The organism is Soehngenia saccharolytica DSM 12858, assembly GCF_059568515.1.
Map to the genome: position 1 here is coordinate 1 of NZ_JCANTN010000014.1, position 17,293 is coordinate 17,293.

Consider the following 17,293-nt stretch of genomic DNA (forward strand, 5'->3'; position numbering starts at 1 on the left):
AATAATGTAATCTTATGAGAATGGATAGATACTCTTTTTTACAGGTAGTCGCATAAAGGCGTCCTAGGAGGAATTGCATCAACCTCCAAATCCATAAATTAATTATACAATATTGTTCATGGTTCAGGCCAAAATAAACTGGCTTTATGGCTAAGATAAGAAGCCAAAGAAATGTATTTAATGATTAGAAAAGAAGACTATATTATTATTTAAGAAATTGATAATTATTACAGTGGAAAACTGTAATTTGATTATAACTATATTGTACAAGGAGGACAAGAAATGACATATAATTCAAAGATAAAAAGCAAGCAAGCGGACGAGTTGTTTAAAGCTATTCTTTTATTAGAAGATTTAGATGAGTGCTACAGATTTTTTGAAGACATTTGCACAATTAAAGAAATACAGGCAATTGCTCAAAGATTCGAAGTCGCAAAATTGTTATTAGCTAAAAAGACTTATAATGAGATTGAGGAAGAAACAGGAGCCTCCACAGCAACTATTAGTAGAATAAATAGATCTTTAAACTATGGTGCAGATGGTTATAAGATAGTATTTGAGAGAATGGGGCTCATAGACAGCCAAAAGTAATATTTAAGTTATTCTCAATTTAATATGGAATAAAAGAATCAAAAATTATTGTGTCAAAATAATTTTTGTATTCATACAATATTTCTTTAGATTGGATTGTAAAGCCTGCACAATAAATTTTTGTATATTTGATTAAATTTGATGATAACTGGCCTCTTATCAAATGGGGCCTATTATTTTTGAACTACTTTGCTACTCTAATACATTGTTGTTAATTACAGCAGACATTTTGTCTTTAGTCATTCTTATATAAAATTCTATTCCAAAGTTATGTTCTGCAATAAGATTTTATGCTAAATTTTACCCATAAATATAATTTTAAACTGAAGCCATATCAATTCTAATCATTTGACAACACAATCATGCCGTAATAAAATTAAAAAATGATTTATTAAAGGAGCTGATTTAATGAATAAGGATATTTGCTATTGTATAAAGCCTGAAAAACATAATAAAAAAGATTTGATTAAGATAATTAAGGAAAATCCTCAAATCAAATTTGTTTCATTAGCAGGAGTGGATTTGATTGGACATGAAACTGATGAAAAAATACCCATCAATTTGTTTATAGAAAACATTGATGATTTTTTAGAAAAAACAGCTGCACAAACTGATGGATCCTCAGTTTATCTTCCAAATATTGCAACATTAAACGATGCTAAACTTGACATGAAAGTAGATTTGAATGTAAATTGGTTTGTTGACTACAATTACGATAATTTTGATGAGGAGCTCGAGTTGCCAATTGGAACACTGAAAATCCCTGTATTTTTACTGCATGATAACATTGCAGTTGACTCAAGATATATATTAAAACAAGCAACATCTTTTTTCGAGTCTGAAATATTAAATATAATTAAAAACTCATCTGAGTACTTTGATGAATTAGGCATCAATTTTGATGAAATTGAAAAAATTAAAATAACATCTGCTACTGAGCTTGAATTTTGGGTAAAGACTCCAGAGTACGAAAGGGAATTGGAAGAACTCGCTAGCTCTCAAGAGCTGCATGAACAGTATTGGGCAAAGACAAGAGCAGAGGTTAGAACAGCCCTTGAAAACACCTTGCTAGAAATGGAAAAATATGGTTTAAATCCTGAAATGGGGCATAAAGAAGTTGGCGGCGTAAAAGCTAAACTAAATCAAGATGGCTCATTATCTGGGATCATGGAGCAATTGGAGATTGATTGGAAATACGATGATGCGCTTCAAACTGCCGACAATGAAATGTTCATAAAGAACATAATCAGAGAGGTATTCAGACAAAATGGGATGGATGTGACTTTTTTAGCAAAACCTATACCGGGTGTTGCTGGAAGTGGTGAACATACTCATTTTGGAGTAATAGCTAAGTTGAAAAATGGTAAGAGCATCAACTTGTTTTCTCCAGCTAAAAAACATTTTTTAAGTAAAATTGGGTATGGGGCACTTATGGGAATTTTAAAAAATTATGAAATAATCAATCCATTTATAACTTCTTCAAATGAAGCTTTTAAAAGGCTGAAAAAGGGATTTGAAGCACCTATTTGCATAGCTACATCTTTGGGAAAAGACTTTGACACACCATCAAGAAATAGAACGATATTAATCGGGTTAATTAGAGATAATGAGAACCCATTAGCCACTCATTTTGAATTAAGGAGTCCAAATCCTCATACAAACACATATTTATGCATAGCTAGTGTATTGATGGGTATGCTTGATGGAATAAGTTATGCTCTAACTAGCAACTTAGACGAAGATAATTTGCTAAAAGAATTATCTAAAGAATATGGGGAGGAATGTAGTTATTTAGAAAAATTTAGGGTATATAGGACGGAAGAAAACATATTTGATGATTATTCAGACGATGAAAGAGAGAAAATGTTTGGCAAAGTGCCATCAAATGTTTTTGAAAATGTTAAGTTTTTTGACGAGCAAAAAGAAAAATTGAAAGTTTTATATGAAGGAGAAGTATTTACCACTGAGATCATCGAGAGCTACAGGATAGCTATTATTGACAAATGGCTAACTGAAATTGAATATCGAATCATACCTAACTTCATTAGAGAAATCAGAAGTTTTAAAATGTTGCACAACATATCTACATCAAACGAGTTAGATATTGTAAACTGGGCAGAAATAGAACGTCTTAAAAATGAATTGATGAAAGACAGCCTAAATAAGAAAAGCTTATTCACTCAAATCAGAGAAGCAATCGCTGACAGAAATTTAGAATTGGTTTCAGAACTGCAAAAGGAAATTTATCAAACAATGGAGAAATTAGAAGAAATTTATGCTAGGTACAAGATGAACTTACTAGATATTTAATGTTTTTAATCTATATTTGGAGGCAAACATGAAAAGATATTTTATTGTAGTAATAATTATTTTGATATTGGTTTATCCTCTTTACCTATTAGTTGATCATTATAGTTATATTTCAAAGAGTTATGAGCAGGATGGAATCAGGTTTACCTCCAAAGTAGATGACAAGCATTTTTATATATATGATGGAAATGAATTTAACAAGATATTTATAAAAGGCGTCAATATAGGAGCTACTAAACCTGGCTACTATCCAGGCGAATTTGGTATAACAAAAGATGACTACACAAAATGGTTTTATGATATTTTAGAGATGAATGCAAATACTATAAGAGTGTACACAATAATGAAACCAGAGTTTTATGATGCTCTTTTGGAGTTCAATAAAAATAGTGAAAAACCATTATATTTAATTCATGGCCTTTGGGTGAATGAAGAAGATATTAACACTTACATGGATGCTTTTAATCCAAAAATTAAAGATGAAACCATCAAAGAAGCACAAACATTAGTCGATGTAATTCATGGAAATGTCAATTTATCAGCACAAAAAGGCAAGGCATCTGGAATTTACACAAGTGATATATCAAACTATGTAATAGGCTTTATATTAGGAATTGAATGGGATCCCTATTTTGTAATTAACACAAATGAAAAGAATTCAATGACAGATAATTACTCGGGAAACTATTTATATACTCAAAATGCTTCCCCATTTGAGATATTCTTATGCGAACTTGCTGATAAAACAATCGCATACGAAACTGATAATTATAAAAGGCAAAGGCCAATAGCCATATCAAATTGGCCCACTACAGATCCATTAAAACATCCAAACGAGCCTCTAGAGACAGAAGACATGGTCAGTGTAAATGTAGAAAAAATCAAATGGAAAGATACATTTTTACCTGGCATGTTTGCATCATATCATATCTATCCATATTATCCTGACTTTATGAATTATCAGCATGAATATGCTAATTATGTGGATGAAAACGGCAAAATAAATCCGTACCGAGCATATCTGGAAGATTTAATTAAAATACATACTATGCCAGTTGTAGTCGCTGAATTTGGAATTCCAAGCTCAAGAGGGATGGCGCATGTAAACATTCACAATGGATATAATCAAGGATTTGTAGAGGAAACAAAACAGGGAGAATACTTGGTGAATATGCTGAATGATATTCACCAGGCAGGATATGCGGGAGCGCTTATATTTGCGTGGCAGGATGAGTGGTTTAAGAGGACTTGGAACACAATGGATTTTGACAATCCTGATAGGAGGGCTTATTGGTCGAATATCCAAACAAATGAGCAAGTGTTTGGCCTTTTATCCTTTGACCCGGGAACAGAAGACAGTATCAAATACAATGATGGAGATTTGAGCGATTGGAAACAAGAACTTTCGCATGGAGACAGTGAATTATCGTATTCAATTGATAGCGATGAAAGGTATATATATCTAAAGATAATAAAAAATAATTTCAATCAATATAAAGACAAGCTTTTTATAGCCGTGGATACTATAAAGAATCAAGGCAATTTAAATGCAACAGATTTAGACTTAAAACTAGATTTATACTCAGATTTTCTAATTGTAATCGATGGAGAGGAAAACTCAAGAGTTTTAGTAGATTCATATTACGATCCTTATTATTACCTTTATGCATATAAACTAGGATTTGAAGAAAGAAACATCGTATATGAGAACAAAAACAATGGAATTTTCAATAAAATTTATCTCCCGCTGAATAGACCACTGTATTTACCTGAGGATGATATATATTTGCCAATGCAAAAATATGAAACAGGCAAATTAAAATATGGGATTGGCAACCCTACTAATTCAGAATTTGATTCATTGTCTGACTTCTATATAAATGGAGATATTATAGAATTGAGAATACCTTGGATGCTTTTTAATTTCATGGACCCTTCAAATAAGGAAATTATATCCGATATGTATAAAAATGATATAAAAGGAACGACCATAGATGATATTACATTCCAATTCATTTCAAGGAACGAGATCGAAGATAAAAAGACAAATATAATTGTCTATAATTATAGCAAATGGGACATGCCCACCTATCATGAGAGATTAAAAAAGTCATATTATATTGTTCAAAAAGCTTTGAAAGAACTGGAGTGAAAAAGATGAAAGACTATATTTTATTTTTATGTGAGTGCGACATTGACGAAAGAACAGCAGAAGAATTGCATAAAGAAAATATTGAATGCTTATTTCTTAAAAATGAGATTCTTGAAGCAATAAAGTTATTCAGTCCCTTGGCTTTAGTGGTTGATGAACTCAAACTTAATTTGCTTGAAGTCATAAAAGAAAACAAAACTCCAATTATAGTTTTAGCAAAAAACGATAATGAAAAACAAAGCGAGAGAGAAAATTTCAATTTTGTAAGAATAAATGACATTTGGGAAATTGTCAATTTAGCCAAGCTCATAAAACTATCTGCTTACTTTAGTATATATTCATTCAATTCAAACATTTTTAGAAAAGATATTGGAGAGAATATTTTATTGAGGTCATTGCAAAACAAACCTTTAGGCATAAAAAATAGATATCTCTTGATCACGAAATTCTTTGACCAAGGAAGTACTGAATTTCAAGAGAAAAAATATAGAGAGTTATATAGTAGCATAAATCATTTGTTTTCAACGTATAATTATTTTATTAAAGCGTTTTTGACCTATAGAGTAGACATTAGCACATTTGCTTCCTTTTACACTAATCTTGATTTAGATAACTTTATAAAGAACCTAAAAAAAACCATTTCCACATATTACAATGGAGATTGTTTCTATGCACATAATATCAATTTGAAATTTAAAATTATAGACTTGAAGAACAATGCAAACAAAGTAAATCTTGAAGACTTTTACTATTTTAATCAAGATGAGATTTTCAACAAAGATATATTAGTAGAATCCGATAGAATGGAGTCAAGTAGAATATTGTTGATAGATGAAGATAATATAATAACAAATATACTAAAGTACAGGTACACGAACAAAGGATATGATGTTATCGTATTTAATGATCTATTGGATGCTTACAATTTTTTAAATGAAAACAAAGCAGACCTTGTAATTACTGAGTTATACACTAAAAGCATGAATGCAGACGATTTTTTAATAAAGCTAAAGGAACAAGAAATAGACACCCCTGTCATAATTTTAAGCGGTCAAAAAAACGAATCTCTTGTAAATAAAATATTGAATTTAGGCGCGGTTGATTATATATCTAAACCATTCTCACCCATTGAATTGGATGCGAGATTGGAAAAAATGTTGGGTTAGGTGAAGAGAATGGAACTCATTATAGTCTATTCAATTGTTATATTTATTGTTTTGATATTATCTCTCTATGTATATTTAATATTTGAGAGATTAAATGATAAAAGAAAATCAAAGCTATCACATAAGAGTGAATTCGAGATCTCAACATTACTTGATAAAATAATTTCCAAGATAGATCAAAATGAAATAAACAAAGATGATATTGAATTGCTAAAGTCATTTTTAAAATCTGACTTGACTGCTCAGATTTTAACTGAAAAGTTTATTCACTATATAGATAGCTTTAAAGGCACTTTTTTAGAGCAAACTGTAAAGTTATCTGAGGAGATAGGGATAGTAGACTATCATATAAATAAACTTTCAACTAGAGACAAAAATGCCAGAATAGTAGCGATTAAAAATTTGGGAGGATTAAGGAATAAGAAAGCCCTAGACCATATCTTACAAATGCTAAACACCTCAAATCCTGAGCAAATCTACACAAGTTTAAAGGCGATTTCCAATATCGGCGATGAAGAGTATTTTATACGCGCTTTTCAAATGATAGATGAAAGCACTTCTCTTAGTGAAAGAAGCCTTATCGAAATAGCTGACGGATTTCAAGGAGATAAAACGAGAGTTTATTTAGAATTGATGAATTCACAAAACGATTTTATTTCTACAGTATTCATAAAATCTGCAGGTAATTTTAAAAACACAATTTTGTTAGATGAAATTTATAAATTTATTGATGATCCGAATAATGAGAAAAAAATAGCTGCAGTTAGAGCTTTTGGAAACATTGGAGATAACAGGTATATTGATGATATTATCAAACATGCAAAGAGTGATTCTTGGGAATTAAGAGCAACAGTTGCTAAAGTTTTAGGTCAATTAAATGATGCCAAAGCAATAGAAGCCTTATTAGAATTAGTAAGAGATGAAAACTTCTTTGTGAGAAGAAATTCCTCTGATTCGATAATAAGCCTAGAAAGTGGTTTGGAAGCGGTAAAAAAAGTTCTTTTAGGAGATGATAAATTTGCTATAGATTCGATAATTGATTCTATAGAAAGAAAATTTACTTGGGACGAACTTGTTGAATATGACAAAAAACATGATGAGCCTAAACTTACTGACTTAATAACCAAATACATTAATCAACAATAACATGGGAGAAATCTATATGATTACGAGATTTGTATTAGGATTTAACTTTTTTATAATATTTTATGTCTTTGCAATTAATTTCATATATTTTATACAATTAATTTTGTCGATTTTTAATTTATATGGATATCTAAAAAAAATGGAATATTCAGATTACAAGAATTATGTGTTTTCTGAAAATATGATACCAATTTCTATATTAGTAGCAGCGTATAATGAAGAAAAGACCATAGTAAGCAATGTCGCATCGCTTTTAGCATTAAAGTATCCAATGTTTGAAGTTGTAGTAGTAAATGACGGATCAAGAGACAATACATTGAAAGAGCTACAACTAAATTATGAGCTAGAAAAAATAAGTAGACCTATGTACAAGAGAATATTAACAAAAGAAGTTAAGGGGATTTATACTAGCAAAAAATATTCAAATCTTATAGTCGTTGACAAAGAAAACGGAGGGAAAGCAGATGCGCTTAATGCTGGTGTTAATATTTCCAGATATCCAATAGTATCTTCAATCGACGCTGATTCTATATTAGAGTCCGATGCACTTGTGAGAGTAGTAATGCCATTTATCGAAGATAAAAATACCGCGGCTGTAGGAGGGATTGTCAGAATAGCAAATGGATCAGATATTAAAGATGGCAGAGTTATAAATGTCAATATACCAAAGAGCCATCTGGCAAGGTTTCAAATTGTAGAATACTTGAGAGCGTTCTTGATTGGTAGAGTAGGTTGGGATTCTATAAATTCTCTGCTAATAATCTCAGGGGCTTTTGGAGTTTTTAGAAAAGATATTCTTATTAAAGTCGGGGGATACGCCCGTACAATTGGAGAAGATATGGAATTGGTTTTAAAAATTCATAAATATTCATTAGAGAATAAATTGAATTTAAGAGTAAAATTTATACCAGATCCCGTTTGTTGGACTCAAGCACCAGAAAATATAAAGAGCTTGAGGACACAGAGAAGAAGATGGCAAGTGGGTTTAATGCAGAGCTTGTTTTCACATAAAAACATGTTATTCAATCCTAGTTACAAACAAATAGGAATTTTTGCACTGCCTTATTATTGGATTTTTGAGATGATCGGACCACTGGTAGAGATATTAGGATATATTTTGATCCCTGTTTCATACTTTATTGGCATCTTGAATTTAAAATATATGATATTGTTTTTTAGTGCATCTGTATTATATGGGATTATATTGTCTTTGGGAGCACTGTTGTTGGAAGAGTACACTTTTCACAAATACCCTAAACCGAAACATATTATTATACTATCGATTTACGCAATATTGGAAAACTTTGGATTTAGGCAACTTATGACTTATTACAGGGTAGAAGGAATAATTAGGTATAATAAATTGAAAAATAAATGGGGAGAGATAAAAAGAAAAGAATTTTAAATGAGAGGATGCATATCCTCTCATTTTGCACTAATTATATTTTTTCCATTTTTCTTAGCTTTTAGCAATTCTATATCTGCTTTTTCGATAGCCTTGTTGTAATCATCTGTAACTTCATCCAATGCGATTTCATAAATTCCAAAACTTGCAGTAATATTTATTTCCATTTCATTGTAGAATATCTTTTTATTTTCGAGTGTATGTCTTATTCTATCAGCTACTCTAATAGCATTTGATTTATTTGTGTTTTGGAGTATTATTACAAATTCGTCTCCTCCAAATCTCGCAATCCAATCATCTTCTCTAATGCACATCATTGCTAAGTTAGCAAACACCTTGAGCGCTTCATCTCCAGCCAAATGGCCAAAAGTGTCGTTGATGTATTTGAAGTTATCCAAATCCGCCATGATAACTGAAATAGGGTAATTATTGACAGCGGAGTTATATATGTCAGCAGGCAATCTAGTCGCCAGATAGTTGCGATTATAAGCACCAGTAACTGGATCAATCGACAATGCATTGTTTACATCTTTGATTTGTGAATTCAAATTTAGATTTAAGTTGTTTTCGACATCCTTTAACGTTAAAGAATCCGAAGTGTTTTTTATGAATTCAACTATGACTTTTTCTCTTTCGATCCATATAGGTACAGCCATCACAATATATGTATCTTTACCTTTTTGTTCAAATTTTAGGCTAGTAGTTTCAGCGTTATAGGATTTCATAGAAACGCAGTTTTCACATATTTTGCCGTTATTCCAGAACATATAGCATGGAGCATAATCCAATACTTTTTCATCAACATTTGATTTGAAGTAGTAGACTTTTTTTGTTATCGGATTAATAATTCTTATTGAGTCGTATATATTAGATAATGTATCAATTGAAGACATGAGAGCATCTAAGTTCAATTCATTTAACAATCAAATCTCCTCCTATTAGACAGATTATACTAAATCGGTTACAATTTTGCAATAAATATATTTCCAGTAATTTATTATGTTAATATGTTAGATAAAGGACTTTTAAGATTAACTTTCATTGGAAATTAAACTAATAATGCTATATAATTATTGTTAGATTAGTTGGGATGGTGAAAAAATGAATTATTTAGATGGACTGAATGATAGACAGAAAGAAGCTGTTTTATATAATGAAGGACCACTTTTAATTATGGCAGGAGCAGGCAGCGGAAAGACAAAAGTGGTAACTCATAAGATCGCTTATATAATAGATAAAGGTTTGGCAAAACCTTCTGAAATTTTGGCGATTACATTTACAAACAAAGCGGCAACAGAAATGAGTGAAAGAGTAGAGAAATTAATAGATGTAGATGTTCTTTCAATGTGGATTGGAACTTTTCACTCAATCTGCGTAAGAATGCTCAGGAAAGATATAGATAAATTAGGCTACAGTTCGAACTTCACTATTTATGACAGGGATGACCAAATCACACTTATCAAAGAATGCATGAGAGAACTAAACTTAAGCAAAGAGACTTATAAGGAAAGTTCAATATTAGCTAAGATAAGCAGTTTGAAAAATACAAGAGTGACTCCTGATGAATACATAAATGAAAACTACAAGGACTTTAGGGAGAGAAACATTGGTGAAGTATACGCATTATATGAGAAAAAATTAAGAGAATACAACTCTCTTGATTTTGATGATTTATTGATAAAAGCAGTGGAATTATTGAATGACAATTTAAACATAAGGAGATATTACCAAAACAAGTTTAAATTCATTTTTGTAGATGAATATCAAGATACTAATAAAATTCAGTACCTATTTGTGAGACTATTGACTACAAAACAGAATAAGATTTGTGTAGTAGGAGATTCAGATCAAGCTATTTATTCTTGGAGGAATGCAGACATATCAAATATTCTTGACTTTGAAAAAGACTTTGAGGGAGCAAAAGTCATATTGTTGGAGCAGAATTACAGATCCACAAAAAAAATTCTAAAAATAGCAAATGAGGTCATAAAAAACAACAACTACAGGAAGCATAAGGACCTTTGGACTGACAAAACAGATGGGGATGATGTCACTTACGCTGAATTAGAGTATTCAGAGGATGAAGCGTATTTTGTTGCCAATAAGATTAACAACTTGCTATACAAGGGATATAAACTCAAAGATATAGCTGTTTTGTACCGCACAAATGTACAATCGAGGCCATTTGAAGAAGCATTTATGGCAGAAGAAATTCCATATAAAGTGGTTGGAGGATTGAAGTTCTATGATAGAAAAGAAATTAAAGATATAGTTTCCTATCTTAAATTCATTCAAAATCCGAATGACAATATCTCCCTTAAGAGAATTATAAATGTGCCTAAAAGGGGAATAGGCGATTCTACAATTAAAACTTTAGAGGAATTATCCAACAAACAAAATGAATCCATATATGAGGTAATGCTGGATAAAAACATTCTTAACGCTAGCTTGACGCAAAGAGCTATAAAAAGCATCGATTCTTTTTTGCAACAAATAAATCTATTGATTGCTAAAAAAGAGCTGTTAGGAGTAAAAGAATTTATAGAAGAAGTGATTAACTCAACAGGATATATACAAGAGTTAGAAAAAGAGGATACGATTGAAGCAAAGACACGCATTGAAAACATAAAGGATTTTCTATCAGTTGCGGTTAATTTTGAAAACAAAAATCCAAATGGCACTTTGGAAGATTTTTTAGCATCTGTTTCATTATTATCAGATGTAGACAAGACAAATGACCAAGAAAATGCTGTATCGCTGATGACAGTGCATAGTGCTAAAGGGCTGGAATTTAAAGTAGTATTTTTAGTTGGAATGGAAGAAGGCCTTTTCCCAATATCAAGGAGCTTGGAAAGCGAGGATGATTTAGAAGAGGAAAGAAGGCTATGCTATGTGGCGATTACAAGGGCAAAAGAGAAGCTCTTTGTAACCAGCGCCAAAAGAAGAACTATTTACGGCAATACCAATTATACATTACAATCAAGGTTTATTAAAGAGATGGGAAATCTTCTAGAGCTTGATGAGAGTATAAAAAGTGAAAAGAAAGAAAAAGAAGACAAAGCTAGAGAAAGATTGGTAGATTATATTGATTATACAAAAGATCATTACTCTCACAAAGTAAATTATCAACAAATGGCCAACAAACCAATTAAAACAAACAAGGACAATATAGAAGTAGGCATGAAAGTGCAACACTCTAAATTTGGCGTAGGGATGGTTGTAATGATTAAAGATGAAGGAAATGACAAAAAAATCACCATAGCTTTTGATCAAGGAGGAGTTAAAACTTTACTCTATTCAGTAGCACCTATAACCATATTATAGGAGGGCTTTATGGACTATTTAAAGAGAATGGAAGAGCTTATTGCCATAATTGAAGACTTAAACTACCACTATTACACATTAGATGAGCCAAAGGTAAGTGACATTGAATACGATAAGTTATATGATGAACTAGCAGATCTTGAAAAGAAAACAGGTGTTGTGCTACCATACTCGCCTACTCAAAGAGTTGGTTCTGAGATTTTAGAAGGGTTTCAAAAGCATACTCATTTATCGAGATTATGGAGTTTGGATAAGGTAAGAGACTACAATGAACTGAGAAACTGGGCAAAGAAAATAGAACAATTTGTAGAGGAATATAACAACTCAAATACTGAAAAATTACCAGATGTATCATATGTACTCGAATATAAATTCGATGGATTGACAATAAACTTAACATATGATAACGGGAACCTAGTTCAAGCAGCTACAAGGGGAAATGGCATAGTAGGTGAAGTTATTCTGCCACAAGTAAAAACTATAAAATCCATACCTCTGAGAGTTAAATATAAATATAAATTTGAAGTACAAGGAGAGGCAGTAATGCCATTAAGCGCTTTGGAAGAGTACAATAAGACGGCTCAAGAACCATTAAAAAATGCTAGAAATGCTGCGGCTGGGGCTCTTAGAAATTTGGATATAAATGAAACCAAGCGAAGAAACTTAAAAGCACTATTTTACAACGTAGGGTATATAGAGAACTTTAAGTTTAAAACTCATATGGAAATGATAGAATTCATTAAGGAAAATAGAATTCCAGTATTTGATTACATTAAATTATATGGAAATATCGATGAATTAATAGAGGAAATTGAATTTCAAAAAGATCACAGAAAAACTTTGGATATATTAACCGATGGAATGGTCATAAAGGTAAATGATTTGCAGACCAGAGAATTATTAGGAAATACAAATAAATTTCCAAGATGGGCAATTGCGTATAAGTTTGAAGCAGAAGAAGTCAGTACTAAGATAATTGGAGTTGAGTGGAATGTTGGGAGGACTGCAAAAGTTACACCTACAGCCATATTAGAACCTGTTGAAATAGGTGGAGTAACTGTCAAAAGAGCTACATTAAACAATTATGACGATATAGTGAGGAAGAAAATAAGACTTGGCGGAAGAGTGTTGATAAGGCGGTCAAACGATGTAATTCCTGAGATACTTGGGAGCTTGCCGACAGATGAACCAACTGAAGAAATAAAAAAACCAACTCGTTGTCCGGCTTGTGGTAGCGAACTAATTCAAGATGGAGTCCACATATTCTGCCCAAATTCTATTTCTTGCAAACCTCAGCTTGTTTCAAGACTTGTCCATTTTGCTTCAAGAGATGCAATGAATATAGTAGGTTTTAATGAGAAAACCGCTCAGATGTTTGTGGATAATTTAGGAATTACAGAGTTATCTCAAATATATGATGTCACTTATGAGGATCTATTGAAATTAGATGGATTTAAAGATAAAAAGGCAAAAAATTTGCTCAATGCAATTGAGAAAAGCAAAGTTGTCACATTAGATTCTTTTATATATGCACTCGGAATCACAAATGTTGGCATAAAAACAGCTAGGGATTTGGCAGAGCATTTTAAATCTCTCGAAGCACTTATGAATGCAACATATGATGAGCTTATATCCATTAAAGATATAGGAGATGTAGTAGCCAATAATATTTTGGAATTTTTTCATGATGAAAAGATTAAATCCAGCTTAGAAAGATTATTATCTAAAGGAATACTCATAAAATCTGTTGAAGATAATAAAAAAGAAGGCATATTTACTGGCAAAAAAGTCGTAATAACAGGAAGTATAGAAGGTATAAAGAGATCCGAGCTTTCTGATATAATTAGAAATATGGGAGGAGAAGTGCTAAGCTCAGTTACTAAGCAAACAGACTATGTTATTGTTGGAACTGATCCTGGAAGCAAATTAGATAAAGCTAAAGCATTAGGGATTGAGATAATAGATGAAGATAAAATAAAATCAATAATTGATGATTATTTAAGAAAGGAGACAGTGCAATGATAAGCAAAGAAGAGGTCAGAAATATTGCTCAAATAGCGAAGTTGAAATTTAATGATGATGAATTAGAAAGCTTCACTGAAAAATTCTCTCTAGTTCTAGATTTCGTTCATCACATAAATTCTGTTGACACAGAGGGTGTTGAACCTTGTTATGGAATTAGCGATGAAAATGGTTTTTTCAAAGAATACGATAAAGACCAAACTCTCAACAGAGAAGAGGTTCTTAAAAACACAACCGAATCAGAATATGGTTACTTTAAAATACTCAAAGTAGTTGAATAAAAGGGGTGTAGCAATGGATATAACTAGTTTAAAATCATGGGAATTGAGAGAAAAAATACTTAAAAAAGAAATATCTTCTTATGAAGTAACCGAAGCTTTTTTAGAGAAAATAGACGAAGTTGAAGATGAAATCAACGCTTTTATAACAATCGACGCGGAAAGAGCATTAGAGTCAGCAAAGATAGTTGATCAAAAGATCATGGAAGGCAAGAAAGTCGGAATTTTAGCTGGACTTCCAGTAGCCATAAAAGATAATATAATGACAAAGAATTTGAGAACTACTTGTGCTTCTAAAATGCTTGAACACTACGTTCCTCCATATAATGCAACTGTGATAGAAAAGATTAGAATAGAAGATGGAATTATTATAGGTAAAGCAAACATGGATGAATTTGCAATGGGGGGATCTACAGAAACATCATATTTCGGACCAACAAAAAATCCTAGAAACAAATCAGTCGTTCCTGGAGGATCGTCGGGAGGCTCTGCTGCTGCAATAGCTGCACAAGAAGCTGCATTTTCTTTGGGAACAGATACTGGAGGGTCAATAAGGCAACCCGCAAGTTACTGTGGTGTCGTTGGGGTAAAACCAACATATGGCCTAGTTTCTAGATACGGAGTTGTACCGATGTCGAATTCATTAGATCAAGTTGGGGTTTTTGGAAAAGATGTAAAAGATGCTTACATCGCACTTAAGAGCATAGCTGGTTTTGATCCGCTTGATGCAACATCTTCCAAAAAATACAGCTTAGAAGATATTAACTTTGAAGAAATATCGTTAAAAGGTTTAAGAATAGCATTGCCTAAAGAATACGACGAACTCAGAGTAGAGGGAGATCAAAAGATAAGAGAGATTTTTGAAAACAAATTAAGGGTTTTCGAGAACAATGGCGCAATTATTGAGTATGTTTCATTGCCTTATTTGAAATACGCGTTGGAAACTTATTACTTGATTTCTACCGCAGAAGTTAGCACAAATCTATCTAGATTTGATGGAATAAGGTATGGGCATAGAGCATTAGAATATAATACATTGGATGAACTTTATATAAACTCTAGAACTGAAGGGTTTGGAGAAGAAACAAAGAGAAGAATCATGATGGGAACATATGCTCTTTCTCAAGGCTATAAAGATGAGCATTATAAAAAAGCACTAAAAATAAGAACTCTTATCAAAGACGATTATGATAGAGTTTTCCAAAATTTTGATGTGATTTTATCTGTCACATCCCCTATACTGCCATTTCCATTTGATTCAGTAATCAATTCTCCGGTGGATATGTACAAAGCTGATACTTACACAGTTCCAGTCAACCTAGCTGGATTATGTGCCATAAGTGTTCCAATGGGCGAAGTTGATAATTTGCCAGTAGGATTGCAAATAACGGCAAATAGGTTTAATGAGAAGAAGTTATTTACCGCAGCTTATGGTTATGAAAGGAGTGCTAAATAATGAGCTATAAAACTCTTGTAGGTCTTGAGATACATGTTGAACTGATGACGGAAAGAAAGATGTTTTGTAATTGCAAGAATGAATTTGGAGCTATGCCAAATACAAATGTATGCCCAGTATGTTTAGGACTCCCAGGAGCATTGCCAGTCATGGACAAAGAAGCTGTGGAGTATGCGATAATGGCAGGTATAGCATTTAATTGCGAGATAGATAGAACTATTATTATGGACAGAAAGAGCTATTTCTATCCGGACTTGACTAAAGGATATCAAATATCACAATCTGATTTTCCTCTATGCAAAGGTGGATTTTTGGAAATAGACTCAGAAGAAGGTGCTAAAAAAATAAGGCTAGAAAGAATTCACATTGAGGAAGATACAGGGAAGCAAATTCACACAGACAATGGAACAACATTACTAGATTTCAATAGAAGCGGCGTTCCTTTGATAGAGATTGTCACAAAACCTGATATAAACTCAGCAGAAGAAGCGAGACTGTTCTTAGAGAAGTTAAAGAATACTATCAAATACATCGGAGTTTCAGATGTAAAGATGGAAGAAGGCTCTCTAAGATGTGATGTAAACATAAATGTAATTGATGAGGAAAATAATATCAAGTCTAATATTTCAGAGATTAAAAACTTAAACTCATTTAAATCAGTAGTTAAAGCGATAGAGTATGAAGAAAAAAGGCATATTGAATTGTTAAAAAGCGGGAAAAACACAGAGAAAGAGACTAGAAGATTTAACGAACTTACTGGTGAAACTATCTTAATGAGGAAAAAATTCCAAGCGTCAGACTATAGATATCAATTTGAAGGAGATTTAAAGCCAATACATCTGTCAGATGATTGGATAAAACAGATAGAATCGTCTATGCCAGAATTGCCAGATCAAAAGAAAAAAAGATTTATTGAACAATACAAAATTACTGAATACGATGCATCGGTATTGACCCAGTCAAAAGAATTATCCATCTTTTATGAAGAACTAGCAAGTCTTATAGGTGACTCCAAATTAGCTGCCAATTGGATTATGACAGATGTCTTGAGAAGATTAAAAGAAGAAGATAAAGAGATATCAGAACTAAATTTAACTGCGCAGTCATTAGCAGAATTATTAAACTTTGTTAAATCAGGTAAAATCAACAACAATACTGCTAAAAAAGTTCTGAGAGAAATGTTAGAAACCAATGAAACTGCAACCTCTATAATCGAGAAACATGGACTAATACAAATTAGCGATGAAGATGAACTTGAGAGGATAATAGATGAAGTAATAAGTGAAAATCAACAATCTATTGAAGATTTTAAAAATGGCAAAGACAGAGCATTAGGGTTTTTAATGGGACAAATAATGAAAAAGACTAAGGGTAAAGCAAATCCCAACACTGCTAATAAGATACTAATAGACAAAATAAATGGAAATTAAATTTCCATTTATT

12 protein-coding genes are annotated in these 17,293 nt (G+C 31.9%); 11 read left to right on the top strand and 1 reads right to left on the bottom strand.

Annotation, left to right across the window (positions count from 1 at the left end):
* Positions 1–282: 282 nt before the first annotated feature.
* From BO51_RS05310 to BO51_RS05335, 6 genes are all read left to right on the top strand, one after another.
* A complete protein-coding gene (locus tag BO51_RS05310) occupies positions 283–591 on the top strand; it encodes a YerC/YecD family TrpR-related protein (protein ID WP_496484668.1) in 309 nt (102 codons plus the stop codon).
* 408 nt (positions 592–999) lie between these two features.
* Positions 1,000–2,901 carry a type I glutamate--ammonia ligase gene (locus BO51_RS05315; RefSeq protein ID WP_496484670.1) on the top strand — a complete coding sequence of 634 codons (1,902 nt, stop codon included), beginning with the start codon at positions 1,000–1,002 and terminating at the stop codon, positions 2,899–2,901.
* Between the two features lie 28 nt (positions 2,902–2,929).
* Complete coding sequence (locus BO51_RS05320; protein ID WP_496484672.1) at positions 2,930–5,053, top strand: hypothetical protein; 2,124 nt, start codon at positions 2,930–2,932, stop codon at positions 5,051–5,053.
* A gap of 5 nt (positions 5,054–5,058) precedes the next feature.
* Complete coding sequence (locus tag BO51_RS05325) at positions 5,059–6,219, top strand: response regulator transcription factor (RefSeq protein WP_496484674.1); 1,161 nt, start codon at positions 5,059–5,061, stop codon at positions 6,217–6,219.
* Between the two features lie 9 nt (positions 6,220–6,228).
* A complete protein-coding gene (locus tag BO51_RS05330) occupies positions 6,229–7,365 on the top strand; it encodes a HEAT repeat domain-containing protein (RefSeq protein ID WP_496484676.1) in 1,137 nt (378 codons plus the stop codon).
* A 16-nt stretch (positions 7,366–7,381) separates the two neighbouring features.
* Complete coding sequence (locus BO51_RS05335) at positions 7,382–8,770, top strand: glycosyltransferase family 2 protein (RefSeq protein ID WP_496484678.1); 1,389 nt, start codon at positions 7,382–7,384, stop codon at positions 8,768–8,770.
* Positions 8,771–8,790: 20 nt separating this feature from the next.
* Here the strand turns inward: BO51_RS05335 and BO51_RS05340 are convergent, their stop codons facing one another.
* On the bottom strand, positions 8,791–9,693 hold the full coding sequence (locus BO51_RS05340) for a GGDEF domain-containing protein (protein ID WP_496484679.1): 903 nt from the start codon (positions 9,691–9,693) through the stop codon (positions 8,791–8,793).
* Between the two features lie 178 nt (positions 9,694–9,871).
* Here BO51_RS05340 and BO51_RS05345 point away from each other — a divergent pair, with 178 nt between their 5' ends.
* The 5 genes from BO51_RS05345 to gatB are packed head-to-tail and all read left to right on the top strand — an operon-like array spanning position 9,872 to position 17,280.
* Entirely contained in the window at positions 9,872–12,094 is a 2,223-nt protein-coding gene (locus tag BO51_RS05345; protein ID WP_496484681.1) for an ATP-dependent helicase, read from the top strand.
* A gap of 9 nt (positions 12,095–12,103) precedes the next feature.
* Positions 12,104–14,116, top strand: coding sequence for an NAD-dependent DNA ligase LigA (gene ligA, locus BO51_RS05350; RefSeq protein ID WP_496484683.1), 2,013 nt, complete (start codon positions 12,104–12,106; stop codon positions 14,114–14,116).
* Positions 14,113–14,397 carry an Asp-tRNA(Asn)/Glu-tRNA(Gln) amidotransferase subunit GatC gene (gene gatC / locus BO51_RS05355; protein ID WP_496484685.1) on the top strand — a complete coding sequence of 95 codons (285 nt, stop codon included), beginning with the start codon at positions 14,113–14,115 and terminating at the stop codon, positions 14,395–14,397. Before ligA ends, gatC begins: the two co-directional genes overlap by 4 nt.
* Positions 14,398–14,410: 13 nt before the next feature.
* On the top strand, positions 14,411–15,850 hold the full coding sequence (gene gatA / locus BO51_RS05360) for an Asp-tRNA(Asn)/Glu-tRNA(Gln) amidotransferase subunit GatA (RefSeq protein ID WP_496484687.1): 1,440 nt from the start codon (positions 14,411–14,413) through the stop codon (positions 15,848–15,850).
* Complete coding sequence (gatB, locus tag BO51_RS05365) at positions 15,850–17,280, top strand: Asp-tRNA(Asn)/Glu-tRNA(Gln) amidotransferase subunit GatB (RefSeq protein WP_496484689.1); 1,431 nt, start codon at positions 15,850–15,852, stop codon at positions 17,278–17,280. The genes gatA and gatB overlap by 1 nt, the downstream gene beginning before the upstream one ends.
* Positions 17,281–17,293: the final 13 nt, after the last annotated feature.